24 protein-coding genes are annotated in these 25606 nt (G+C 58.6%); 11 read left to right on the top strand and 13 right to left on the bottom strand.

Annotated features, from left to right (window positions below):
- Nucleotides 1–19: 19 nt before the first annotated feature.
- Both ACUNV4_RS20325 and mutM read left to right on the top strand, forming a co-directional pair.
- Nucleotides 20–844, top strand: coding sequence for a hypothetical protein (locus tag ACUNV4_RS20325; protein WP_430880442.1), 825 nt, complete (start codon nt 20–22; stop codon nt 842–844).
- A complete protein-coding gene (mutM, locus tag ACUNV4_RS20320) occupies nt 844–1656 on the top strand; it encodes a bifunctional DNA-formamidopyrimidine glycosylase/DNA-(apurinic or apyrimidinic site) lyase (protein ID WP_430880441.1) in 813 nt (270 codons plus the stop codon). Before ACUNV4_RS20325 ends, mutM begins: the two co-directional genes overlap by 1 nt.
- 77 nt (nt 1657–1733) lie before the next feature.
- Here mutM and ACUNV4_RS20315 read toward each other — a convergent pair whose 3' ends face one another.
- Nucleotides 1734–2078, bottom strand: coding sequence for a metalloregulator ArsR/SmtB family transcription factor (locus ACUNV4_RS20315; protein ID WP_430880440.1), 345 nt, complete (start codon nt 2076–2078; stop codon nt 1734–1736).
- A gap of 193 nt (nt 2079–2271) precedes the next feature.
- Between ACUNV4_RS20315 and ACUNV4_RS20310 the strand changes: the two genes are divergently transcribed.
- From ACUNV4_RS20310 to ACUNV4_RS20300, 3 genes are all read left to right on the top strand, one after another.
- A complete protein-coding gene (locus tag ACUNV4_RS20310) occupies nt 2272–3282 on the top strand; it encodes an ArsJ-associated glyceraldehyde-3-phosphate dehydrogenase (protein WP_430880439.1) in 1011 nt (336 codons plus the stop codon).
- A 14-nt stretch (nt 3283–3296) separates the two neighbouring features.
- Nucleotides 3297–4541 carry an organoarsenical effux MFS transporter ArsJ gene (gene arsJ, locus ACUNV4_RS20305; protein ID WP_430880438.1) on the top strand — a complete coding sequence of 415 codons (1245 nt, stop codon included), beginning with the start codon at nt 3297–3299 and terminating at the stop codon, nt 4539–4541.
- A gap of 198 nt (nt 4542–4739) precedes the next feature.
- Complete coding sequence (locus ACUNV4_RS20300) at nt 4740–5969, top strand: MFS transporter (protein WP_430880437.1); 1230 nt, start codon at nt 4740–4742, stop codon at nt 5967–5969.
- Here the strand turns inward: ACUNV4_RS20300 and ACUNV4_RS20295 are convergent.
- Entirely contained in the window at nt 5957–8107 is a 2151-nt protein-coding gene (locus ACUNV4_RS20295) for a heparinase II/III domain-containing protein (protein WP_430880436.1), read from the bottom strand. The genes ACUNV4_RS20300 and ACUNV4_RS20295 overlap by 13 nt on opposite strands.
- Before the next feature lie 209 nt (nt 8108–8316).
- On the bottom strand, nt 8317–8481 hold the full coding sequence (locus tag ACUNV4_RS20290; RefSeq protein ID WP_430880435.1) for a hypothetical protein: 165 nt from the start codon (nt 8479–8481) through the stop codon (nt 8317–8319).
- A 38-nt stretch (nt 8482–8519) separates the two neighbouring features.
- On the opposite strand from ACUNV4_RS20290, the gene ACUNV4_RS20285 reads away from it, so the two are divergent.
- Nucleotides 8520–10745, top strand: coding sequence for a putative bifunctional diguanylate cyclase/phosphodiesterase (locus tag ACUNV4_RS20285; protein WP_430880434.1), 2226 nt, complete (start codon nt 8520–8522; stop codon nt 10743–10745).
- A 60-nt stretch (nt 10746–10805) separates the two neighbouring features.
- On the opposite strand, the gene ACUNV4_RS20280 is transcribed toward ACUNV4_RS20285, so the two are convergent.
- From ACUNV4_RS20280 to rsmD, 5 genes are all read right to left on the bottom strand, one after another.
- The gene (locus tag ACUNV4_RS20280) at nt 10806–12554 is read right to left on the bottom strand and encodes a cation:proton antiporter domain-containing protein (protein WP_430880433.1); all 1749 of its coding nucleotides are present in this window, start codon (nt 12552–12554) and stop codon (nt 10806–10808) included.
- Between the two features lie 516 nt (nt 12555–13070).
- On the bottom strand, nt 13071–13535 hold the full coding sequence (locus ACUNV4_RS20275; protein ID WP_430880432.1) for a gamma-glutamylcyclotransferase family protein: 465 nt from the start codon (nt 13533–13535) through the stop codon (nt 13071–13073).
- A gap of 144 nt (nt 13536–13679) precedes the next feature.
- A complete protein-coding gene (locus ACUNV4_RS20270; protein WP_430880431.1) occupies nt 13680–13931 on the bottom strand; it encodes a YfhL family 4Fe-4S dicluster ferredoxin in 252 nt (83 codons plus the stop codon).
- Complete coding sequence (gene coaD, locus ACUNV4_RS20265; protein WP_430880430.1) at nt 13931–14434, bottom strand: pantetheine-phosphate adenylyltransferase; 504 nt, start codon at nt 14432–14434, stop codon at nt 13931–13933. The genes ACUNV4_RS20270 and coaD overlap by 1 nt, the downstream gene beginning before the upstream one ends.
- A 78-nt stretch (nt 14435–14512) precedes the next feature.
- The gene (gene rsmD, locus ACUNV4_RS20260; protein ID WP_430880429.1) at nt 14513–15148 is read right to left on the bottom strand and encodes a 16S rRNA (guanine(966)-N(2))-methyltransferase RsmD; all 636 of its coding nucleotides are present in this window, start codon (nt 15146–15148) and stop codon (nt 14513–14515) included.
- A gap of 119 nt (nt 15149–15267) precedes the next feature.
- Between rsmD and ftsY the strand changes: the two genes are divergently transcribed.
- From ftsY to ACUNV4_RS20235, 5 genes are all read left to right on the top strand, one after another.
- Nucleotides 15268–16233 (top strand): signal recognition particle-docking protein FtsY, encoded by a 966-nt coding sequence (ftsY, locus tag ACUNV4_RS20255; RefSeq protein ID WP_430880584.1) that lies wholly within the window; start codon nt 15268–15270, stop codon nt 16231–16233.
- A complete protein-coding gene (gene ftsE / locus ACUNV4_RS20250) occupies nt 16230–16943 on the top strand; it encodes a cell division ATP-binding protein FtsE (RefSeq protein ID WP_430880428.1) in 714 nt (237 codons plus the stop codon). Before ftsY ends, ftsE begins: the two co-directional genes overlap by 4 nt.
- A 45-nt stretch (nt 16944–16988) precedes the next feature.
- Complete coding sequence (gene ftsX, locus ACUNV4_RS20245; RefSeq protein ID WP_430880427.1) at nt 16989–17951, top strand: permease-like cell division protein FtsX; 963 nt, start codon at nt 16989–16991, stop codon at nt 17949–17951.
- Between the two features lie 160 nt (nt 17952–18111).
- A complete protein-coding gene (rpoH, locus tag ACUNV4_RS20240; protein ID WP_430880426.1) occupies nt 18112–18984 on the top strand; it encodes an RNA polymerase sigma factor RpoH in 873 nt (290 codons plus the stop codon).
- A 271-nt stretch (nt 18985–19255) separates the two neighbouring features.
- On the top strand, nt 19256–19756 hold the full coding sequence (locus ACUNV4_RS20235; protein ID WP_430880425.1) for an OsmC family protein: 501 nt from the start codon (nt 19256–19258) through the stop codon (nt 19754–19756).
- An 86-nt stretch (nt 19757–19842) separates the two neighbouring features.
- On the opposite strand, the gene ACUNV4_RS20230 is transcribed toward ACUNV4_RS20235, so the two are convergent.
- The 5 genes from ACUNV4_RS20230 to cyoE all read right to left on the bottom strand — a co-directional run bounded on the left by ACUNV4_RS20230 (nt 19843) and on the right by cyoE (nt 25570).
- Nucleotides 19843–21399 carry a sensor histidine kinase gene (locus ACUNV4_RS20230; protein ID WP_430880424.1) on the bottom strand — a complete coding sequence of 519 codons (1557 nt, stop codon included), beginning with the start codon at nt 21397–21399 and terminating at the stop codon, nt 19843–19845.
- Between the two features lie 64 nt (nt 21400–21463).
- Nucleotides 21464–22219: a response regulator gene (locus ACUNV4_RS20225; protein WP_430880423.1), complete on the bottom strand. Its 756-nt coding sequence runs from the start codon at nt 22217–22219 to the stop codon at nt 21464–21466.
- A 269-nt stretch (nt 22220–22488) separates the two neighbouring features.
- Nucleotides 22489–23403 carry a transcriptional activator NhaR gene (gene nhaR, locus ACUNV4_RS20220; RefSeq protein ID WP_430880422.1) on the bottom strand — a complete coding sequence of 305 codons (915 nt, stop codon included), beginning with the start codon at nt 23401–23403 and terminating at the stop codon, nt 22489–22491.
- 31 nt (nt 23404–23434) lie between these two features.
- Nucleotides 23435–24373, bottom strand: coding sequence for a calcium/sodium antiporter (locus tag ACUNV4_RS20215; protein WP_430880421.1), 939 nt, complete (start codon nt 24371–24373; stop codon nt 23435–23437).
- A gap of 264 nt (nt 24374–24637) precedes the next feature.
- Entirely contained in the window at nt 24638–25570 is a 933-nt protein-coding gene (gene cyoE / locus ACUNV4_RS20210; RefSeq protein ID WP_430880420.1) for a heme o synthase, read from the bottom strand.
- Between the last annotated feature and the right edge of the window lie 36 nt (nt 25571–25606).

The following is a 25606-nucleotide window of genomic DNA, read 5'->3' as shown; positions in this document are numbered from 1 at the left end:
TCCAAATGACACCTCACTCATGCCTGGACCTTCGCTGACACATTCGCAGAAGATTCAACGTCTCCTGTACACCGGCTGCTTGTTGCTGGTCGTCTTGCTGTGTCTCATCGCTTTCGTCTGGTGGTCCGACCAGCACTCGTCTCGACAGACGCAGGCAATTGCCTACTCGGGTCAGAGCCTGCGCATCGAGCGCCCCGGATTCGCCACCATTGCATTGACCAGGCAGGAAGACGAACAGTGGCGTATTGTCGAGCCCTGTCCCCTGCCGGTCAATGATCAGCGATTGCAGCCACTGCTCGACGCCCTGGCACCCGCAGCCCACGGATACGCGAGCTCCGAAGTGGATCTGGATGCGGCCGGCCTGCTCGACCCTGCCGCAGTGGTGTATCTCGATGAACAGCGTCTGGTTCTCGGCGGCACCGATCTGTCAGGAGAGCGTCGTTATCTGCAGCGAGGCGAACGCGTGGAATTCGTGCCCGAGTGGCTCCTGTCCATGCTCAATGGTGGGCTATCCGCGCTGGCCGTGCTGGAAGTCTTTCCAACGGGTCTGGACGCATTGAGCGCACTATCATCGCCGACCGACGACATGACCCTGCCCGCGCTGAACCTGACAGCGGACTCGTTGGAACAATGGAGAACATTGAGTGCGCAGCAGATCGTCAGCTGGCCGCTGGCAGACAGCGAAACGGCCATCGCCGCGCGACATCTGGAAGCCGATATCGCCGGACAGCGTACCCCTCTGACGCTTCATGATTTCCAGCATTTTCTGGCCTTGCGCTTTGAGAACGCCGCCTGCGCCTACATAATGCCCCGAACGTCACTTCCCGACAGCGTCTTCCCCTGATGCCCGAACTTCCCGAAGTCGAGACCACGCGCCGTGGCATTCAACCTCATCTGGTCGGCAAGACCGTACTGCAGGTCAGAGTACACAACCCCAATCTGCGCTGGCCGGTGCCGGCGGACATCCAGGCCTTGCAGGGTGCCACCGTCGAATCGGTGACCCGTCGTGGCAAGTACCTGCTGGTGGACGTGCCGGCGGGAACGGCCATCGTGCATCTGGGCATGTCAGGCAGCCTGCGCATCTGTCCCGCTGACGAGGAACGACGCAAGCACGATCACATCGAACTGGAATTGGCATCCGGCTCCATCCTGCGCTTTCACGACCCGCGTCGGTTCGGCTGCTTTCTGTGGCAGAGTGCCGGTGAAAGGACGCACGCCCTGCTGGCAGACCTGGGACCCGAGCCGCTATCGAGCGACTTTCATGGTGAGTACCTGTACGCCCTGTCGCGCAAGCGGCAGGTCAGCATCAAGAATTTCATCATGAACAGCAAGGTCGTGGTCGGTGTCGGCAACATCTACGCCAGCGAATCCCTGTTCATGGCGGGCATTCGCCCGGGGCGTGCCGCCTGTCGCATCACTCGTCGTGAAGCTCATGCCCTGGTCGATGCCATCAAGCACGTTCTGCAACGTTCCATCAAACAAGGCGGTACGACCTTGCGCGACTTCATCAACAGTGATGGCAACCCGGGTTATTTTGCGCAATCGCTGAATGTCTATGGTCGCACTGGCGAGCCCTGCCGCAGCTGTCGTTCACCCATCCGGCATCAGGTGCTCGGTCAGCGGGCCAGCTTCTATTGCAAGCAGTGCCAGAAATGAGGTAGCTACCAGAATCGAATCCACTGCGACAGGTGACAACCACGCACCGTGGACCGGCTGCAGCCACTGTCGCGACGTCAGTCGCAGCAGGCCAGTCGTTCGGGACGTTCGCCCATGCTGCGCAGATTCTCCATGCAGGACTCCAGACTGGACCGATTCCCGCTCAACGTCGTATCCAGCACAGTAAGCACCCACTCCGGCAGATCCTCATGAACCCGGTAGAAGCTCCACAAGCCTTGCTTGCGATCCCTCACCAGATTGCAGGACTTGAGCTGTGCCAGATGTCGTGAGACCTTCGGTTGGCTCAATGCCAGAGACGCCGTCAGCTCACACACGCACAATTCGCCTTCCTGACGAATGAGCAACAGACACAACAGACGTGTTTCATCACTGAGGCACTTGAACACGCTGGTGGGCGTCATCGATCGGATCTCCTGCCGCAACGCGGCGTTTCTGAACGCATAGTGTAGCGGCAAGGCCTGCCCCGGACGAGCAGCTTCGCTGTCATCAAATCTTCATTTGATCTACATATGGATTGGCGTATATATTAACTCACACAGGTACTCGACCTACAGCGACCTGCCCTCTCATTTTCACATTCCGACAGGCATTTCCATGAGCATTCGACTGGGTATCAACGGTTTCGGCAGAATCGGCAGACTGGCATTCCGCATTGCCAGCCAGGCAGACGATATCGACATCGTCCGTATCAATGATCCTGCTGCCGATGCAGCAACCCTGGCCCATCTGCTGCAATTCGATTCGGTACATGGCAGCTGGGATCAGCAGGTTACCACCGAAGGTGAACAACTGATCGTGAACGGACAGCATACGGCCTGCACTCGCCATACGGCGCTGGCCGACACCCCCTGGTCCGATTGCGATGTCGTCATCGAGTCTTCGGGTGCCCTGCGCACGACCGAGAAGTTGCAGGGTTTTCTGGATCAGGGGGTCAAGCGAGTGGTGGTCACCGCGCCCGTGAAAGAGGACTCCGTGCTGAATGTGGTCATGGGAGTCAATCACCAGCAGTATGACCCTGGCACGCACCGAATCGTTACTGCAGCGTCGTGCACGACCAACAGTCTGGCACCTGTCGTCCAGGTCATGCACCAGCACATCGGCATCGAGCAAGGCTCCATCACGACCATCCACAACCTGACCAACACGCAAACCATACTCGACGCAGCCCACAAGGATCTGCGTCGCGCCCGAGCCTGCGGCATGAGCCTGATACCCACTACCACCGGCTCGGCGACCGCCATAACCCGGATCTTTCCCGAACTCGAGGGGCGATTGAACGGCCACGCCGTCAGAGTACCTCTGGCCAATGCCTCGTTGACCGACTTCGTGTTCGACGCCAGTCGCAAGACCAGTGTCGAAGAAGTCAACGAACTGCTCAAGCAGGCCGCCGAGCAGGAACTCGCCGGCATTCTCGGCTTCGAGGAGAGGCCTCTGGTCTCCATAGACTACAAGGGCGACCCTCGCTCCAGCATCATCGATGCCGCATCGACCATGGTGGTCAATGACACCCACGTCAAGATCTATGCCTGGTATGACAACGAATTCGGTTATGCCAATCGCACAGTGGAACTGGCACAACTGGTTGGTCGTCTCGATCAGAACTGAGAGACACAGCAAGCATGCAATCCTGGAAGCAATTGCCCGAGCCCATCCGGCAATACGGCATCGTCACCGGCAATTACTGGGCCTTCACGCTGACCGACGGCGCGCTGCGCATGCTGGTGGTCCTGCATTTTCACGATCTGGGCTATTCACCGCTACAGATTGCCATGCTGTTTCTGTTCTACGAGATCTTCGGGGTTGTCACCAATCTCATCGGTGGCTGGCTGGGAGCCAGACTGGGGCTCAACCGGACCATGAACATCGGCCTGGGCCTGCAGATTATCGCTCTGTCGATGCTGTTGGTTCCAGTCAGCGCACTGAGTGTGGCCTGGGTGATGGCGGCACAGGCGCTCTCCGGAATCGCCAAGGATCTGAACAAGATGAGCGCCAAGAGCTCCATCAAGCTGCTGGTTCCGGATGGAGATCACGGACGCCTGTATACCTGGGTGGCACTGCTGACCGGCTCCAAGAATACCCTCAAGGGCGTCGGGTTCTTTCTCGGTGGTGCACTGTTGAGCCTCGTGGGTTTTCGTGGTGCCATGCTGATCATGGCGGCAGCGCTGGCAGTGGTCTGGATTGTCAGTCTGATGACCCTGGGCCGAGATCTGGGCAAGGCACGCGACAAGCCGCCTTTCACCGCCATGTTCTCGAAAAGCCCGACGATCAACATTCTGTCCGCCGCGCGCCTCTTTCTGTTCGGCGCCAGGGATGTCTGGTTCGTCGTTGCTCTACCGGTCTATCTGAGCCTGACGCTCGGCTGGGATCACTGGACCGTGGGTGGGTATCTGGCCCTGTGGGTCATTGGCTACGGGCTCGTGCAGACCATTGCGCCACGACTGACCGGTCGATCCACGGCAAACCGTACGGACGGACAGGGAGCATTCTTCTGGGCAGCGCTGCTGGCACTGGTACCCGCCGGCATCGCACTGGCAATCGGCGCGGACATCCAGACCGAATACACACTGGTTCTCGGCCTGCTTGTCTTCGGTGTGCTGTTCGCCATCAACTCCTCATTGCACAGCTTTCTGATCGTCAAGAGTGCCAAGCGTGATGGCGTGTCACTGGACGTCGGTTTCTACTACATGGCCAATGCCATGGGCCGGCTCGTCGGTACGGTGCTCTCAGGCTGGCTGTATCAGCGCGACGGCCTGACCGCCTGTCTCTGGGTTTCGGCCTTTTTCATCGCACTGTCGGCCATCATCGTCGCCAGACTCCCGGAGCCGGTCCCTGCTCAGGGCAGTCCTCAGCGAAGCAGTGACTGACCGGGCTGCAGGCAGACAGCATGCCGGCGTGCCAGCCCCGCACTGACCGGCAAGGCAAGGCAAGGCAAGGCAAGGCAAGGCAAGGCAAGGCAAGGCAAGGCAAGGCAAGGCAAGGCAAGGCAAGGCAGTGTGTCCTCGACACACTGCACGTTACAATACCCTGTCCCCCCGCCTCCCCAGACTGGACATACCCCGCCCATGCCAGTACGACAGACCAGCGAAGTCGAATTCATTGCGCTGTTCGGCTTCCTGACGTCGCTGACAGCGCTGAGCATCGACGCCATCATCGCCGGCATGCCGATCATCGCCCGGGAGTTGTCCAACGGTGCCGATAGCGATGTGCATCTGATCATTTCAGCGCTGGTACTGGGCATGGCGGTCGGGGAACCGGTGTTTGGCCCGTTGTCCGACGCTCGTGGGCGCAAGTTCGCCATCCTGTTGGGCATTGCCATTTTCGTGAGCGGCGCTGTGCTTGCCGTCACGGCGCAGGATCTCAAGACATTGCTGCTGGCACGCTTCATCCAGGGAGTCGGCGTTGCAGGCCCCAAGATCGGCTCACGCGCTGCCATTCGGGATCGTTACGAGGGGGCCTCGATGGCTCGTGCCATGTCGATCATCCTGACCGTGCTGATCATGGTTCCCATGCTGGCGCCAGCGCTTGGCGAGCTCGTCATGTTGCTCGGCAGCTGGCGTACCATCTTCATTGCCTATTGCGTGCTGGCAACGGTTGGCGCACTCTGGTTGTGTCTGCGTCAGCCAGAGCCCCTGCCCTTGCAGCATCGCAGGCCGTTTCTGTGGGGTCAGACACTGGCAACCGCGCTGCGAATCTGCGCCAATCCGCGTGTCATGCCGCCCACGATCGCCGCCGGGCTGATGTTCGGCTGTCTGACCAGCTACTACGGGATCGCAGCGTCGATTTTCCACGATATCTATGCTGTCGGAAGCTATTTCACGACACTCTTTGCCCTGTTGGCACTGGGCATGGGAATCGCCACTCTCACCAACAGCAGACTGGTCATGCGTCTGGGCATGTACCGGCTCTCGAAACTGGCGCTGATCGGCATGGTGGCCAGCGGTGCGCTGCTGCTCGGCTTCTCCACGGCTCTTGGCGGCGCACCCTCACTGATGGTTTTCATGCTGCTGTTCAGTGGCAGCCTGTTCGCCATCGGAATCCTGTTCGGCAATCTGGGCGCCATGGCGATGGAACCGTTGGGCGCCGTCGCCGGTGTCGGAGCTTCGGTCATCGCCTCGGTCTCCAGCGCCGTGGCAGTTGTGGTATCCATGACCAGCGGACACTTCTACGACCAGACGCTGATCCCCCTGTCGATCTGTCTGTGCAGCTGTGCCATCGCCTCACTGGCTCTGGTGCACAAGGCAGAATGCAGTGAACTGGTGCCCGTGCAGGCGCCACTGCATCAGACCGGCTGACAGGCGAAGAAGCCGGTCCAGCGATAGGTCTGGCCAGCGAAGCTGACCTCGTTCACGCTGTCGGACCTGACATCGGGCCGATTGCTGACCATGATCACCCGGTGAAATCGTTCGCCTTGCAGCTCGATCACACTGGCACTATCGTCATGCCCGAGCGTTCGTATCGCATCGATTTCACCTCGCGCCCCCGAACAGCGTTCGGTTGCTTCATCGAAAAATCCATGCGTTTCAAAGGCCGATGCAAACAGATGACTGCTGCCACGCTGACGCAGCAACAGCGTCGTTTCGCGGCGCAGGTTGAACGATGGATCATTGCCGCCGAGCTGGGCAAACACCAGCTCGCCCTGATCCGCAGCGCTGAGCCAGGTATTGAAGCGCTGCCCTTGCAACCAGGTGATACGAGTCGGGCTGGTGACACCGGCCCGCGCCGTCCCCATCAGGTGTTCATAACCACCGGACTGCCCCAAAACCGACCACTGGGTCAGACCGGGTTCCAGGGTCAGGTTCGTATCGCAGATCTGCCCTGAATACTGCAAGGGGTAATCATAATCGTGCTCCGAGTCGCTGCTCAGACGAAACAGGTCGACAAGCAGGGGCGTTTTCAAGCTCTCGTCCTCTATCAGCAAGACAGTCCGTTGCATGCCCACGCCAGGGTAGTGGTCGTTGGCAAAGGCACTCATCCCCTGCACCGGTCTTGCATCAACGAAGAAATGCGGCAAACCGTGCACAGCGTCCGCGCGCTGCAGTTCCGCTGCATTCTGTGATTGCCGATCGACGACGACACAGTTGTGTGCCAGTGTCTGGCGTGCCCAGCTCTTGTTTTCGGGCAGGTAGCGTCCACCGAACTTGGGCTCGACATTGAGCCAGCGGGCAAAGCCGTATTCCCGCAATACCTCGTCACCACGATTGAACAGGGTGATGCCAAGCGTATCGAAGTGTCCGTGATCCATGCCATGCTGACCATGATTCATCGATACCTGACTGATATCACCATCCGCGGCCCTGGCTCGCAGAAAACCTTGCGCCCCCCTGTCGCCATTCGGCCCTTCGCCGAGCAATACACTCGGCCAGAACGGCAGGGTGCCCTCAGCCAGCCGATCTGCCTCTGCCGCCAGTGCCAGGCCGCTCGGATGAACCCAGACCTGGCCCTGCTGCCGCGCCAGTGCATGCACGGCAGGGTCATCACCGTAGCGCGCGTTATAGACGCTGGCGGCAATGAGCAGACCTTCGTCCTGAATGCCCATGCTCAGTGATGCATCGTTCAGGGCCGGCAGGCGACCATTCGGATATACCAGTGACAGCAGGGCCTTGATCGTGGTGCCGATACGCTGTTCGCATACGTTGTAGATGTCCAGTTCCGGACGGTGTGTGTGCAGGGCTTCGGCGAAGACCACCAGTGGCCGCAACGCAAAGCGATGATAGTAGGGTCCCTCGATGTAATAGCCCGACGGTGCAAACAACTGGGCGATCTCGGCCAGGTAGCCACCCGCAACAGCATCACCCTGCAATCCATTGACAGCCTGCGCCACATAGCCTTCATCACCGATGACCAGACCGCAGGTGCCTACTGCCGCCACACTCCACAGGCCATGATTGTGAATGGTGCCGAAGTCATGGGCATAACGCTGCGTCATCATGTCCACGACAGGGCGCAACAGGCGACTCTCGATGTGAGACCGTTGCGCCTGCGACAGGCCATGTCTGACGCTGCCGTAGCCGATCGACATCGACAACAGCCACATGTTCTCGTTGAGAATCTGGTGAAATATCCGGCCCGGTGGATTGGTGTTTCTGGCTTTCTGGAACCCCAGATTCAGATAGCAGTCTGCATAGCGTTGCAGCAGGTCGACGGCGAAGTCCGCGTAGCCCTGCTCTCCCGTCAACTGATACAGTGTGCCTGCCTCTTCGCACGCCCGGCAGTTGAACTGGTGCTGGTTATGCGCGTAACCACCCGCCTCACCATGCCCCGGAATGTCGCTGGTGGATCCGAGATGCGGGCTCATGCGTGACACCATGGCAGCAATGCTCTCGCCCATCAGGCCCGCTTGACCCACTGCTGCGCGCAGGGCGCGCATGTCTGCGGTGCTGCAAAGCGCCAGCAAGCCGGCATCACCTGTCAGCTCGTCGTCGAATGTCATGGCATGTTTCCCCTGTTCCAGACCGAAGCGCCAAACTGAACCACCGATTGATGGACTGCGGCTTCTCTTTACCAGTATACAAGTTGGCGCAGAGATGCCGGCTCGCCCTCATCGACGGCAACCGGGCGTGCCTCACGACAGGCGTAACCTGTTGACGGTATCTTGTCATCCGAATTCAGTCTTTTTCTGCTGCAATCCGCCGATACCCCCTACAAGGTTGTCACTCTCCGTGTCCGGGAATCCACAACCGGATTGGCACACTGATATTCTCGAATGCCGTGAATCGACATTGCAACCGGTTCTTGCCGCCCCATGGAGAGTGTCAGAATCTGCGCAAGGTCGGGTGCCAGGGCTGGCTCCGAGGGCATACTCATTGAGGCTGTTCGATGCATCAGTAACAGATATCCACACAATGCGATTACAAGCAAAACTTCTTCTGTTCGTTGCACCGTGCGCAATACTGTCGCTCGTTCTGATCTACCTCTTTACCAACGCCGGGCTGCACGACAGGACCAGCCGTCAACTGCTGACAGAGATGAACCTTGCACTGGATCTGGCCGATCTTCAGTTCAGGCAATTCATTACCACGGCAAATGCCGATGCAAGCCTGTTGGCGGGTATGCCGTCAGAGCGCGCCCATGCCTCTGCCAGCGAGCAGAACTCACAGGCTCGCGCCCCGCAGGAACAGCTGCGGAACGCTGTCGCACGATTTCAGGAAGCTCACTCCGAGCACCTGGCTCTGAGTACAGCCTTCGAATCCATCAGCAGGGAAATATTCTGGTCGGCAGTCGATGACAAGGGGCAGATCATCCTGCATGCCGACCGGTCTCTGATCGGCAACGTGGACAGGGAGCTAATGCAGGATGCCAGCACAGTATCGGCTTCCGGCAAGATCGACAATGCGCTCTACCGAGGCGTTCCCACGATCATCACTCGCAAGCCGCTGACGGACAATCTATCCATGGTTGCATTGTTACCGGAGTCGGCAGTGCAGGACAGCTACGTCGAGTTTTCCGATCAGCTGACGATCGTCTCGGCAGTCAGCACCTTCATGGGCATCGCCACGTTTTTCACACTATTGCGATTTTTCGTCATGCGCCCTCTGATCAGACTTCGCCATCTCGCCATGTCGATCGGTCGCGAACCGCCTGACAATACCCATGCCTGCATGGATGTGCAACGACGCGATGAGATTGGCGATCTGTCCAGAGCCTTCAAGGAAACCAGTGAACGACTGCAACTGTCCATGAGTGAATTGCAGGACTCCCACTCGCAGATCGAGACTCTGGCCTACCGTGATGCTCTGACAGGGCTGGCAAACCGGCGCCTGTTCAACCAGATGGCCGAGCTGAGAATCCAGGAGGCAAGGGAACAGGGTCACGGGCTGTGCGTATTGTTTCTCGATCTGGACGATTTCAAGCGCATCAACGATACACAGGGACACAAGGCCGGTGACAGGCTGCTGGAGACCGTCAGCGAAAGACTGCTGAACTGCCTTGCCGAGACGGCCCCTGGCGCTGACTGTGTCCATACCTCACGCCCTGAGAACAATACCGTTGCGCGAATGGGTGGCGATGAATTCATCGTACTGCTACCGCATTCTGATAACGGCAATGAAGGTGAGGCCGCCGCAGCCCGCATTCTGGACGCCATGGCCAGACCGATTTCCCTGAACGAACACGAATTTGTCGTGAGTACCAGCATCGGCATTGCGCAGTATCCAACCCATGCAGACAATGTGGACGACCTGGTGAAGTGTGCTGATGCAGCCATGTATGAAGCCAAACGCCTCAACAAGAACAACTACCGGACTTATGGCAGTGATATCCAGCAGATGCTCGAAGATCGCCTGCAACTGGAGCTGGATCTGAGGCAGGCCATGCCGAAAGAGCAGCTCTCTCTCGTTTACCAGCCTCAGTATTGCGTCGATGGCATGGAGATCGTGGGAGCCGAGGCGCTGTTGCGCTGGCAGCATCCCGATAGAGGCATGATTCCACCGGATGTATTCATAGCAATTGCAGAGGAACGCGATCTGATCGACAAGATCGGTGCGTGGGTCCTCGATGAGGCCTGTCGTCAGTGGAAGCAGTGGCAGAACAGCGGTATTGAATTGAAACACATCGCCGTCAATGTCTCTGCCCGGCAATTCGCCTGCGGTAACATCCAGCAGTTGGTCGATGAGGTCCTGAAACGATACGACATGCCTGCCAGTGCGCTCGAGCTGGAACTGACAGAAAGCTGCATCATCGAATCGCCACAAGAGATGTTCAACACCTTGAGCGATCTGCGGGCCAGTGGCATAGCCATTGCCATGGACGACTTCGGCACCGGCTACTCTTCCCTGTCCACCATTGCCACCATGCCGGTTGATACCCTGAAAATCGATCGCAGCTTCATGACCAATCTGACGATCGGCTCACCCAATGAAAAGATCGTATCGGCCATTCTGATGCTGGCTGATGGCCTGAAGATGCAGGTCGTGGCCGAGGGGGTCGAGCAGCAAAGCGAACTGGATTTTCTGAAAAGCCGGCAATGCGATATGGCACAGGGCTACTATCTGGCCCGACCATTGAACGTGCACGACATGACTGCCCTGTTGCATGAACAGGCAGATCGCCGTTTCAGGCAAACCGGATGAAGGACGGCAAACCCTGCCACCCGCGATTCCGGTTGGCCGGAAGCATCGCCCGGCTCCTCGTCACTCACTACTGCTCTGGCCCTTTCCCGACGGCTCTGACCCTTCTTTCCCGGTATCGTCTTCTTCCAGAACAGGCTCGTAATCCCGATCCCTGACCGCCTGCATCAGCAGATCGATATCATTGCCCGGCACGCGAAGCACCTTCAGAGCGAACGCACCTAGACGCAAACTCGCTTCAATCGTTTCCGGATAAGCATGTGCAGCACCCGCTGCCAGCAAGCGGGAACTCGACTCGAGATCGCGCGCACGTGCAATGATCGGTACATGTGGCGCCGCGCTGCGCATGTGCGTCACGGCCTGCAAGGCCACCGCGAAATCATCAACACTGAGTACCAGAAGTGCGGCGCGCTCGGCCTGGATTGCCACCAGAAGTTCGGGATCACTGATGTCACCATAGACCACCTGATGACCATCCGCCTGCCCCTGAGCCACCCGTTTCATATCGGTATCCAGTGCCATGAAGGCAATGCCACTGTCCTCCAGCATCACGGCTATCGTGTGACCGACACGGCCATAACCACCGATCAGTACACGCGGTTCAACCGTGTCCAGTGCTGCCGGCAGGTCTGTGGGTTCAACGTGCCGAGCGCCACCCAGACACGCTGCAATTGCCTGATTGAAACGAATCAGAAACGAGCCGGCGACCATCGAGAAGAACACGGATGCCAGTGCAATCTGCCCCAGACGCACATCGATCACATCAGCCTGCAGCGCAATGGCCAGCAGGGCAAAACCGAACTCCCCACCCACGGCCAGTAACAAGCCCACGCGCCAGGCCGTCTGCGTGACGATGCCGCTCATGCGCACCATCGCGGTTACCAGCAGCAGTTTGCTGGCAAGAATGAGTACGGCCCCCAACACAGCCCAATGCCAGATGTCGGGCAGCACACCCGGATCTATCAGTGTCCCGATACCCACGAAAAACAGTCCCAGCAAGACATCACGGAACGGGCGTATCGTGGACTCGACCTGATAACGAAACTCGGTCTCCCCCAGCATCATGCCGACCAGAAACGCACCGAAGGCCAGGGACAGACCCAGCGTACTGGTCGTCCAGGCGGCCAGCAAGGCAACCAGCAACACCGCCAGGGTCAGCACCTCGGCAGACCGTCGTCGGGTAACCAGCTGGAACAGCGGTCGCAGCAACCAGCGTCCGGCAAAGAATACCAGTGCGAAGGCCAGTACGGCCTTGCCAACGGCCCAACCCAGAGCCCCGGCCAGCTCGAGATTGCCCACCGCCGTACCCAACACCGGTATGACGACCAGAAACGGGACTGCCGTGACATCCTGGAAGACGGACATTGCCAGACCGAGGCGCCCATGCGGGCTGCTCTGTTCGCCCTGCTCAGTCAGCTGACTGCTGATGATGGTCGAGGAAGACTGGGCGAACACCGCGCCAATCACGAAAGCCGCGCTGGCTGGCAGACCGGCCAGCCACAATACCAGCGTCACCACGATGGTCACGAGCATCACCTGTGCCGTCCCCAGACCCAGCACCTGGTGGCGCAGTGCATGCAGCTGTGGCAAGGAGTAGTTCAGGCCAATGGTGAACAGCAGAAACACGACGCCGAATTCTGCCAGCGTCTTGAATTCCGGCACGTTGAACGTGGGGCCGATGGTATGCGGGCCGAGAATCAGGCCCACCAGCAGATAACCGATACTGGTTGGAATATGAAAGTGCTGAAACGCAACGACCACGGTCACAGCCACACTCAGCAGCATGAGGATCTGTGCGAGGTTCTCCATCATTTGTCGGGCTCCTCCCGGTTCCTGTCGAACGGGTGGCCTGAAGATCCCCTGTCCGCGCCTGATTCAGGCGTTACACCGGCAATCAGCGCAACACCATGCAGTGTCCATATGCGAGGCACTGGCTGATAACCCGCACCCCATTAGTCTGACATATTATTCATGAAATTCATCGAAAACAGGACTGCCGAAAGTCGCTTTGATCCGACGTCAGATCAGCGAAGCAACAGTATCGGTGGCTAGCGATTCGTGATGTGCGACAGGCCCAAGCGGTAGGCAGTGGGTGGCAAGCGGCAAGCGGTAGGCGGTAGGCGGTAGGCGGTAGGCGGTAGGCGGTAGGCGGTAGGCGGTAGGCGGTAGGCGGTGGACGGTGGACGGTGGACGGTTCACGATTCACGATTCACGATTCACGGTTCGCGGTTCGCGGCTTACGACTCATGGTATTCAGCTGTCAGCCTCGCTGCTCATTCACAGGCTACTGATTTCTGCCTGCTGGCCAGCGGCTCGTCGCCCTCGACGTTACCAGTACGCGTCGGCCTCGGTCGTCGTCATCTTCCCGTAACAGCCCATGTAGCGTTCGACACGCAACATGGTGTCCGGTTTGGTTGTCGTTTGCCATTGCTCCAGCGACCATTCCTCATCGCTGATGTCATGCCGCTGGTTGTCTGCAAAGTAGCTGACCTCTTCCAGATGTCCCAGGGCATTTTCAATGCGCAGAGTGCGCAGACTGAACTCGTTCCCTTCGAAGAATTCGATGCGACGCATGGCTTCTTCCTGCAGACCACGGATGACGAGGCCGGCAGTGCGGCTACCAGGCCGGGGCACCAGAACCGGATAGTGATCATCCAGCACCCAACGCCTGACATGATCGGGCACGGTAGCCGCTTCACGCACCAGGGTCGCGAGATCCTGCTGAGCGACCAGACCCAGCACATCCGGGTCCATCAGCGTTCCAAAGGTAAACAGAGCAAGCCTTGAAGTCATGGTCCAACCGCTGAAATGGCGCTATCGCGCCAATGTGAATACCGGGTAGCCGCACGCGACCGGCTGCTGTCGACTGCCATCCGGCATCTCGACGCGGCAACAGCGGCGCGCTTGCCCCCCGTCGGGATACGACGGACAAACGCCTCAGGCAGAACGCATCAGACCTTCGTACTTGAGACGCAGATCGTCCCGGGACTCGGGCTTGCTGGTGTCGACGATGATGCACTCGACCGGGCACACCACCACGCACTGGGATTCGTCATGGTGTCCGACGCACTCGGTACACAGGTGGAAATGAATCTCGTAGATCTCTTCACCCTGATAGATGGCATCGTTGGGACATTCCGGCTCGCAGACGTCACAGTTGATGCATTCGTCGGTAATCAGCAAGGCCACTACGCGTTTCCCTCATGCAAGGCCCGGTGGTGGCGACGCGAAAACGACTCGATGACCACCGGATGAACGAATTCGCTGACATCCCCATGCATGCGGGCGATCTCGCGCACGATACTCGACGACAGAAAGGTGTATTCCTGAGAAGCCGCGATGAATACCGTTTCTATTTCCGGATCCAGATGCCGGTTGACGCCGGCGATCTGCACTTCGTATTCGAAATCCGAGATGGCACGCAAGCCTCTGACGATCACCTTGCTGCCCACTTCAGCAGCGTAGTCCACCAGCAAGCCGCCGAAAGATTGCACGGTAACGTTTTCCAGCTCCTCCAGAATGGTGGTCGCCATGTCCACTCGCTCTTCGAGCGAGAAGAACGGACTTTTCGAGGTGCTGGCAGCAACGGCGACAATGACATCGTCAAACATGCGGCTGGCACGGCGTGCAACATCGATGTGCCCGACAGTCATTGGGTCGAAAGTACCAGGGTATACGGCAGTTACGCGCATTCAGGTGCCCCTACGGATCGAACAATCGAGTGTGAGGCAATTAATCCCGTGGTGCAATGCCACAGATCGCCTCCGAGATCACATTATGTCTTTTCGGGCCAGTAAACGCGCATGCACGTCACCAAATACCTTTTCCCTGTGGACACAAAATCCACCCGGCAACTGTTCCGGCATGGCCTGCACGGTTGGCGATTCGATATAGACATGAGCGTTGTCCGTCACATGGCCCGATGCCAGCACCGCCAGAGTATCCCACTGCAGCTCGTAATCGAATGGCGGGTCGATGAAGACGATGTCATACCTGTCTCGATTACCCGACAGAAACTGTTCGGCACTCCCCTGAACCAGTCGTGCCCGGCTTTTCGGTACCCCGAGAACTTCCGCGGACTGCTGCAGGACGGCATGGGCCCTGCCGTTCGGCTCCACCAGCGTGACGGAGGTGGCATGGCGAGACAGGGCTTCGTACCCCAATGCACCGCTGCCCGCGAACAGATCCAGACAGCGACTGCCGGCCACCAGAGGCTGCAACCAGTTGAACAGGGTCTCCCTGACACGATCGCCAGTGGGTCGCAATCCTTCCACGTCGGCCACCGCCAGCTTGCGGCCACGCCACTCTCCGGCAATGATGCGTACCTGGCCAGCCGAGTTACGGTTGCCCTTGCGATCAGACTTGCCCTGACGCGGGTTTCTACTACGGTTTGAAGGTGGGGTCACGGTGGTAGGATGTTGCGCGAGCCGGAAACTTGCCATGATACCGACGTACAGGCAGCCCGGTACAGACGAAACTCAAGACACTCCCTCCATTCAGGAACGTCAGCAGACCAGCGATGGGCATATTCAGTTTTCTCAAACGACAAAAATCACAGCGTGAGCAGGCTCCCGAGAGCGATGCACCCCTCGATGCAAAGCTTTCTCGCACGCGCTCCAGGTTTCGCGACAATCTGCTCGACTTCATGCTCGGCAACAAGCCGATTGATGCCGACCTGCTGGAAGAACTGGAAAGCCAGCTCATCATGGCCGATGTCGGCATGGATGCCACCTCACGAGTCATGGCCTCGCTGAACCAGCAGGTCAATCGCTCGGAGGTCGGCGATTCGGAAGCCCTTCGCCTGGCGTTGCAAAAGGAGCTCACCCGCCTGCTGCTGCCGGTGGAGCAGCCCCTGGAGATTCCCGACAGCGACTCACCCTTCGTGATCCTGGTGGTCGGTGTGAATGGCTCGGGCAAGACAACCACCATCGGCAAGCTTGCCAAACAGCTGCAGGATGGCGGCAAGAGCGTCATGCTGGCCGCTGGCGACACGTTCCGGGCAGCGGCCGTGGAGCAGTTGCAGACCTGGGGAGAAAGAAACCAGGTACCGGTCATCGCCCAGGGTACCGGTGCGGACTCGGCCTCGGTCATTTTCGATGCGGTCCAGTCAGCCAAGGCACGTGGCATCGATGTATTGATTGCCGATACCGCCGGACGTCTGCACACGCAGAACAACCTGATGGAGGAACTGCAGAAGGTCAAGCGCGTGATCGGCAAGATCGACCCGACGGCGCCACATGAAACCCTGATCGTACTCGATGGCGGAACCGGTCAGAACGCACTCAACCAGGCCCGGCAGTTTCATGAGGCCATGCAATTGACCGGCATGGTGGTCACCAAACTCGACGGCACGGCCAAGGGGGGAGTCATCTTCGCCATTGCCGAGCAACTCGGACTGCCCATCCGTTTCATCGGTGTGGGTGAAAAAGTGGAAGATCTGGAAGTGTTCGAAGCCGAACGCTATGTCAATGCGCTGGTCAGCATCTCGTGATTGCCTTCGAGCACGTCAGTCTGGAGTATCTTCCGGGGCGTTTCGCCCTGCAGGATGTGAGCTTCACACTCAGTGCGGGCTCGTTCACCTTTCTGACCGGACATTCCGGTGCCGGCAAGAGCTCCCTGCTGAGACTCGTGGCACGCCTGGAACGGCCCAGCAGTGGCGATATTCAGGTCGGCAACATCCATTACAGTCAGTTGCGCCCCCGGCAGGAACCGGCGCTGCGTCAGCAGATGGGGATCGTTTTCCAGGACAATCAGCTGCTGCTCGATCGCAGTGTCTTCGACAATGTCGCCTTTCCACTGATCATCGGCGGCTATCGATACAGTGATATCAAGACACGTGTCGGCGCGGCACTCAATCGCGTCGGCCTCGCCGACAAGGCTCTCGAGAATCCGCAAGTGCTCTCCGGCGGCGAGCAGCAGCGCATCGGCATAGCCCGGGCCATCGTGGCGCGTCCCAAATTGCTGCTGGCGGACGAACCCACCGGCAATCTTGACCCGGACATCAGCGCAGAAATCATGCAGCTGTTCATGCAGTTCAACGCCTCGGGAGTGACCGTCCTGTTTGCCACCCACGATCAGAGCCTGCTGGACACCTTCCGCTACCCGCGACTGCAGTTGCATCAGGGCAAGCTCACCAGCGCGCCTCAGAATGCTGACGAGGCTGCCTCGCCGCGGAACCGGCAGAACCCGGGCAAGGGGTGACGACGTCTTGAGCCATCTTCGACAGTCTGCGAGACACATGCAGTCATGAGTATTGAACAAGCTGCCAATGCCGCCGGTCCTCGCTGGACCTACACCAAGCGAGGTTATGCCCTGGCTCAGAGCCTGCGGCAACTCAAACGCCACAAGTTCGCCAGTCTCATCACTCTGCTCGTTCTGGGCATCACCCTGGCGCTACCCGTCATGCTGCTGTTTGCCAGCAGCGCCCTGCAACAGCTGAGCAGCCGCAGTATCGATGGTGAAAGCCTGACGGCCTACCTGCAGGAGAGTGTCAGTGATCTGGACGGGGCTGCACTGGCGGTGCAATGGGCCTCCATGGAAGGGGTACGCGATACGCGCTACATCAGCCGTGACGAAGCCTTGGCCGTGTTTCGGGAAAACAGCGATATCGGCGCGGCCATTGATGCGCTGGGCAGCAATCCTCTGCCCGGTGCGATCATCGTCTTTCCAGATGGCAATATATTGCGGGCCGGTGCGGTCGAGTCGCTGGCAGCGACGCTGCGCCAGAACGAAGCCGTGGAACGCGTGCAATTCGATCTTCGGTGGATACGCCGTCTGCAGGCCGTGGTTTCCCTGATACAGCTGGTAGGCGGCCTGTTGGCACTCTTCCTGACGCTGACGGCACTGTTGGTCATTGGTAATACGATTCGCCTGGAGCTGTTGCGCCGACGCAGTGAAATGGAGGTCGCCAGCCTTCTGGGAGCCGGCAGTTTCTTCATGAACCGGCCCATTCTGTATATTGGAGCACTCTATGGACTGCTGGGCGGCGTTGTGGCCAGCATTATTGCCGTTATTGCATTCAATGCGATCAAGCAGCCCGCCGATGACCTGTCATCCTTGTATGAGAGTACCTTTCGGTTGAGTCATCCCACGGCCTCCCAGATAGGCATCGTTCTCGCTGTATCCATTGCACTGGGAATCGTGGGAGCACTGTCCAGCATGTACCGACCATCACAGCAACTGACTCACCGTGGATCAAACGGCAGTTGATCTGACAAGTCCTTGTTTTCGTAAGAATAAGCATCAAGAAACAAATCGGCAGGTAACGGTCAGAGTGTGTAAATAAGACCGGAACCTTGCCGCTATTTAGCACTCATAACTGTCGAGTGCTAAGATAACGCCGTCCCGACGGTTGTTGGAGAAATATCTAATGAGTAACGCCCTGACTGCTAACAAGAACACAGCCATGACCATCCCGGTCATTGCTGATGACCTGAACAGCTATCTTGCGAAAATCGCCAATATCGATCTGCTGTCCGTCGAGGAAGAGCAGAAGCTGGCGCGCCGCCTGAGAGATGATGAGGATCTGGACGCTGCGCGTCAGTTGGTCATGTCGCAGCTTCGCTTCGTGGTTCATATCGCGCGCACGTACAAGGGCTATGGTCTGCCAATGGCCGATCTGGTCCAGGAAGGCAATATCGGCCTGATGAAGGCGGTCAAGCGATTCGACCCCGATGTCGGTGTGCGCCTGATTTCTTTCGCCGTTCACTGGATTCGTGCCGAAATTCACGAGTACGTCATTCGTAACTGGCGCATCGTGAAGGTGGCAACCACCAAGTCACAGCGGAAACTGTTCTTCAAGCTGCGTAGCGCCAAGAAGCAACTGAACTGGTTCAGCCAGGAAGAAGTAGAGGCCGTGGCCAAGGATCTCGGTGTTGACGAGAAAGTCGTTGTCGAGATGGAATCACGCATGCACGGGCATGACAGTGCCTTCGATGCACCTCCGGGTGCCAGCGAAGATCGTGTGAGCCTGTCTCCTTCCGAATCGCTCTTTCAGGAACAGGATGATCCATCCATGATTCTGGAGCGCGAAGACGGTCGAAACAACTCTCACGAGGGTCTGGCCGCCGGATTCGAAATTCTGGATGAGCGTAGTCGTACGATCCTGCAGCGTCGCTGGCTGGAAGACGAGAAGTCGACTCTGCATGAACTAGCCGATGAATATGGCGTATCTGCCGAGCGCATTCGCCAGATCGAGAAGGCTGCGATGAAGAAGATCAAGACCCATCTGATGGCTGCCTGATCTCGCACCAATCCGAACGCTTGACGCCTGTAGCGTCAGGCCGGAATAAAGGAAAAAGAGGCCGCCCCCGGCTCGATCAGGGGCGGCTTTTTTTTGCCTCCCTCAATGAGCTACCCCTGCACTGCATGCAGATTCGCTCACATGAACCATGGGACAGCGCGAATCCGGACCATGCCGCTGCCCGGAGGCTCCTTCCCCAGCCACTGAAATTCGGTACCAGTCGGGGTACGCTGGGTTTCCGTCCACGCATTTGCCCCGGAACCGCCCCACCATGCCCACTCCCAAGTCTGACTCACCGCGCCAACACGACTACACCGCCCGAATCGAATGGACCGGCAATACCGGACAGGGCACCAGCAGCTATCACGCCTATCAGCGCAGCTGGGACATCTCCACCCCGGGGAAACCGACCGTTCACTGTTCCAATGATCCGCTCCTGGGCGGTGATCCCGATCGCCACAATCCGGAAGATCTGCTACTGACGACGGTTTCCGCCTGTCACATGCTCTGGTATCTGCACCTGGCCAGCAACCAGGGCATCGTCGTGCAGGGTTATGTCGACAATCCGGTGGGGGTCGGAGAAACAAGTCCGAACGGGGCGGGGCGTTTTCTGTCTGCCACCTTGCATCCACGTATCCGCCTGTCAGCCGGTTCGGACTGTCAGCAGGCCGATGCCGTACATGGTCTCATTCACCAGTACTGCTTCATAGCACGTTCACTGAATTTTCCGGTGCATGTGGATGCCAGTTACGAATTGGCAGCCGACCTTTGATGTCGGTGAAGGCCCATCAGCAACCATCACCGCTAGTCACTGAGCGTCACTGAGCGTCACTGAGCGTCACTGAGCGTCACTGAGCGTCACTGAGCGTCACTGGGGCAGTTTCGATCAAAACGGACCGTCACTGCCAGCCCCGGCTCATTGTCATCCATGGCGATACGGCCACAATGCAGATCCGATATGGCCTTGACCAGGCTCAAGCCAAGCCCGGTACCACGAGTCGTACGGCTGCGTTCGAGCCGATACAGGCGCTGGAATACCTTCTCTCGCTCAGCGGCAGGTATCCCCGGCCCTGAATCGGCCACCCGAAACCAGACGATGCCACCCTCTTCACCGGCACTCAATCGTATGACGGTATTGTCGGAACAATGATGTACTGCGTTTTCGATCAGATTGACCACCAGTTGCAGTAGCAGCTGCCTGTCACCGAACATCGGCAACGACTGCCCCGTCGGCATGTCCATGATCAACTCCTGGCAATGCTCATCGACAACGGGCGAATACACCTCGGCCGCGGTCTCCAGCACATTGGCCAGATCAAAATGCCTGAACTGCGACTTGCGTGCTCCGGCCTCGATCTGAGCTATTCGCAGCAGCGCTTCGAAGGTTGCGTTGATTGCCTGGGTTTCTTCCAGCGCTTCATCGAGCTCCTGCCCGACACAGGCACCCGAGCGACTCTTGCTGGCTGCCTCTTCAAGGCCGATATACAGCCGGTTGAGCGGTGTTTTCAAGTCATGCGCAATATCGGTGCTGACCTGTCGCATACCGTTGACCGTGTGTTCAAGACGCTCCAGTGAGCCGTTGATCTTCTCGGACAGTTGGTCGACGTCGTCACCGGCACAACTGACAGGCAGACGCGCACGCAGATTGCCCTTGCCGACGGCATCCAGTGAAGCTGATATGCGGCCCACCCGTTTGTGGGTACTCCGTGCAAAGTACCCCCCGACCACAAAAGCCAGCAGTGTGGACAACAGGGATGTCCACAGCAGACAGGACAGTGTGATCTTGCGCAGCTCGACCAGGTCATCGAGGCTCTTTCCCATCGAGAGCTCGAAATCACCGATATTGCCGGTATAGAAGCGGTACTGGCTGTTGTCACCTTCCAGCCCCAGATCTTCACCGGTGAGTATCTCCCAGCCCGAGCTGGCCTGGCACACCGGCAGATTGCCTGCCACTCGCTCACCCTCGGCATTCGAAAGATGAAAACCCATTGACGACACCATCGGCAGGTTGCTGCGCGCATCGGCCATCTTCACGACAGCCTCGATGCCAATGGTTTCGTAGACATCCTGCATGTCCGCAAAGCGCCCCTCGATGGACTTGTCGATCCGCTCGAGCACCCGATCCTGCAAGGTCGTGTAGACCATGTAGGCACCGCCACCAAAGCACAGGGTGAACAGCAACCAGAACAGGAAGCCCATGCGAAAGGAAATGCTGCGCAGCAGTCCGAATCGCTGAAACAAACGACCCTGCAGCCGAGCACTCAGTGAATCTGTCTGGACAGGGATCGCAGTGGTCGATTCTTCCGGGCAGGTGATGCCCCGCCCCGGACAGGAACTGCCCAGAGAGTTGCCGATGGCATTCGCCAGAGAACGAACCTTGCCACCTGCTACCGTATTGTCCGATGTCGCTGCCATCAACTGATTCCCGTCTCCTTCCGCAGCCCGGATTTACGCGACTGCGGCGCTGGGCGCCACGCTGTCAACGTGGGGCGTGCATGCTGTAACCCAGATTGCGCACCGTGTGCAGCAAAGGCTCCGGGAAAGGTTTGTCTATCTTGCTGCGCAGACGACTGATATGCGTCTCTACAACACTGGTCTTGGGATCGAAATGAAAGTCCCACACCTGTTCGAGCAACATGGTACGACTCACGACTCGCCCCTCATTGCGCATCAGCACCTCCAGCAGGGTGAATTCGCGCGGCTGTAGCTCGATATCCTGATCGGCCCGTCGAGCCGTTCTGGACAACAGATCCAGATGCAGATCGGCCACTTGCAGATGGGTCGTTTCCACAGACGCTGCCGGGCGTCGAGCCAGGGCATTGACCCGAGCCAGCAGCTCCGAAAACGCAAAAGGCTTGGTCAGATAATCGTCGGCACCCGCTTCCAGCCCCGCAACCCGGTCATCGACACCGGACACGGCGGTCAGAAAGATCACCGGCGTCTTGTTACCCGAGGCTCGCAGGCTCTTCACCAGTGACAAGCCATCCAGTCCCGGCAGCATTCGATCCACCACCAGCACATCATATTCCGCCTGCAGACACTGGATCATGGCCTCCCGACCATTCTCCAGAACGTCAACCACATGACCCGCTTCCTTGAAACCCCGGGCGGCATAGTCGGCTGTGTGGCTATCGTCTTCAACCAACAAGATGTGCATCAGTTCTCCGTGGAGGTAATCGGCCTGGTCAGTGCCAACGCTTGCATTCAGCGCGTGACGAGGCTTGCTGGAATCCATGATATTCCATCCCCTGAATCATTGTCCAAGGCACGATGCATTACCACAGACGCCGCGCAGGCCGTCTTCTCCCCGGATCGGCAACAGGGACGTTGTTTCCAATGCAAGGTCTGGTAATGTCATGCGATGTAGTCCGGTTGTGACCACGCCTGTTCGAAGGGGCTGGCAGCGATGGCTGGCCTGTCTTCAGGCTGGATCCCTGAACGAGACTATCGGACATGAAGCTGTCAGCGCCATTGCCGGTAACTTACGGTTCTGTATGGTGTTTTTCATGTCGTACGAGTCAGGGAGGCCAATACTTCGCGCGCATGGTCAGCAATACGCAACACCAGAGGGTGCCGCAGGCGACGCTGCGGAGAGATGGCAATGAAGGTCTCCACCACTTCATCGATGTAGCCGATGGGACTCGCATGACAGCTACCGGCAATATCGGACGCCACCACACCGGGGGCCGGAAAGACACCTTGACCCGCCTCTCCGAATGTCTTCATCAGCGCGCTGTCATCGAACTCGGCAACCACGCGGGGCACGATCTCGATTTCATCGAACCAGTGATCCAGACTGCGGCGCAGGGCGCTGGATGCATCCGGCAGCAATACCGGGACATCGGCCAGGGACTGCGGAAAACCGCTCGACAAGCGCGGTGCCCATTCATTCGGTGCAAAAAAGGCCAGATTGCTCGACCCCAGGGCATGATTGTAGGCGCGCACGTTCAGCCCGGTGGGAACAGGCCTGTCCGACAGAATCAGGTCCAGCTTGTGAACTGACAGATCAGCCAGCAAGGACTCCAGCTTGCCCTCCGAGCAGGACAACCGAACCGGCTCATCGCCGCCCAGTGTCACACCCAGCAAACGGCAGGCAACCAGCTTGGGAAAGGAATCGACGATGCCGACACGCAGTGAGCGAGGGGTTTCTTCCCCTGTTGATTGCAGACGCTGCGCCAGAGCCGTTCCGACCGAGAAGATCTCGTCGGCGTAGGTTTGCACGACTCGCCCCGTCTCAGACAGCGTCAGGCCTCTCCCGACGCGCAGAAACAATGGCTCTCCGATGGCCTCCTCGAGTAACTTGATCTGACCACTGACGGTCTGCGGGGTCAGATGCAACACCTTTGCGGCCTTCGCCACACTGCCTTCACGCGCAACGGTGTGAAAGTACAGCAGATGGTTGTAGTTCAGGTGTCGCATGCATGAACTCTCCAGGTAACCGGAATGAACGTCATTGAACCAGCAGAACCGTATAGGCAGCAAACGCCGCCAGCAGACTGCCTCCGACCCATCGACCCACATGCCCGGGACGCCAGGCCAGCAGCAGAACCAGGAAAGACAGAAGCAGCATGATACTCAGTGGCAGCATGTCGACACCACGGCTGTTGATCGGTGACACCAGGCCGCTGAAACCCAGAACCAGGCCGATATTCAGCATGTTGGAGCCCACGACATTCCCCACGGCCATGTCCGTGTCGCGGCGAATGACGGCCATCACGGTGGCCGTGATCTCCGGCAGACCGGTACCAATCGAGGTTACCGTCAGCGCAACAACGGCATCCGGCACACCGAAATACGTGGCCAGCCCCACCCCTCCCCAGATCAGACTCTGCGCTCCGAGCAGCAGCAGCAAGACCCCGGCAGTGATGAAGAACAGACTCGGCCAGATGCTGTGCGGCTCGGCCTGCCGGACTTCCTCGCCCAGGGCCTCTTCCAGGTCGGGCACACCGTCCACGCGCATGACCCACCAGACACTACCGACGGCGCCAGACAGCAGAAATGCGCCCGCTATTCGCCCCAGATGTCCATCCACCAGAAACCCGAACCCCATCACCGTCAGTCCGAGCATCAAGGGCAACTGGTGCACCCGGATGGCACGATTGATGGCCAACGGCATGATCAGCGCGCCCAGGCCCAGAACAATGGCGATGTTGACGATGTTCGAGCCGACCACATTGCCCGCCGCCACGTCGCCGTAGCCTTGCAAGGCCGCTCCAGCGCTCACGAACAGCTCTGGCGCACTGGTCCCCAGTGATATCAGGACGAAGCCGATGACGGCGGCAGACCAACCCAGTAAACGGCCAACAACCGTGGCACCCTTCAAAAGGAGATCTCCACCGAAATACAGGCCGAGACAGCCACAAGCAATGGCCAGCAGGAACAGAAACATGACGAATTAGGGATCCATTGATGTACGTGTGATGGACAACCAGCCGCGAACCTGCACTGCGGTGTCGATCCATCTCCCGCTGAGCGTGCAGGAATGTTTCCAGCAGGCGGCTCATCCATACATAGTGTCGGCCACTCGGCAAGCACTGAACAGTCGTGCTTTCCTGCTGAACGATTCGTGAATCACGAATCATGCCGCGCAATATAGCGGCTTTCCCGGACTATTCGAGATCCCTGACCATCGAATTCAGGTCACGACAACGGATCAGGACATCAGCGCCATGACGACCGGCACATAGTGATCCACCAGCATGATGCCGAACAACCACATCAGGTAGTTGATGGAGAACACGAAGGTCTTGATGGGTTGGCTGGTAGCCTTGTCGTCGAACATCTTCCAGGCGTGATACAGGAACATGGCACCCAGAATCAGCGCCCCACCGAGATACAACAGACCGCTCATGTGAATCAGGTACGGGAAGATCGAGATGACAACCAGCAGCACGGTATAGAGAAAGATCTGCACACGTGTGAACGGGATGCCATGTGTCACGGGTAGCATCGGTATATCGACCTTGGCATAGTCATCACGACGATGAATCGCCAGAGCCCAGAAATGCGGTGGTGTCCAGATGAAGACAATCAGGAACAACAGCAGGGCCGATGCACTGACCTCACCGGTCACCGCCGCCCACCCCAGTACCGGCGGCATGGCGCCTGCAGCCCCACCGATGACGATATTCTGCGGAGTGGCACGCTTGAGATACACCGTATAGATGATGGCGTAGCCGATCAGGGAGAAAAAGGTGAGTACGGCTGTCAGCGGGTTGACCAGAAACACCAGAATCGCCATGGCAATGACCCCCAGCAACAGTGCAAAGACCAGACACTGGCGAGTGGACAACGCTCCCATCGGCAGCGGCCGATTCTCCGTGCGCTTCATGATGGCGTCGGTACGCTGGTCAATCACATGATTGATGGCAGCCGCAGAGCCCGACGCCAGACCGATACCAAGCAGCCCGAAAACGCTTTCCTGCAGGGGTAGCCACAGGGGCACGGCCAGCGCCATGCCCACCAGCGCCGTGAATACCAGCAAGAGCACGACCTTGGGTTTCGTGATCTCGAGGTAGTCACGCCAGTGCGCAACAGCATGACTGAGCAGTCCGTCTGAAGCTTTGATGTCAGTAGAGATTTTCATGGTGTATTGCACTGCCGATCGCGGCATTCAGCTGCG

Source organism: Granulosicoccus sp. 3-233, assembly GCF_052681095.1.
The sequence above is the reverse complement of the archived record's forward strand: the minus strand, read 5'-3'. Positions and strand labels throughout refer to the sequence as shown.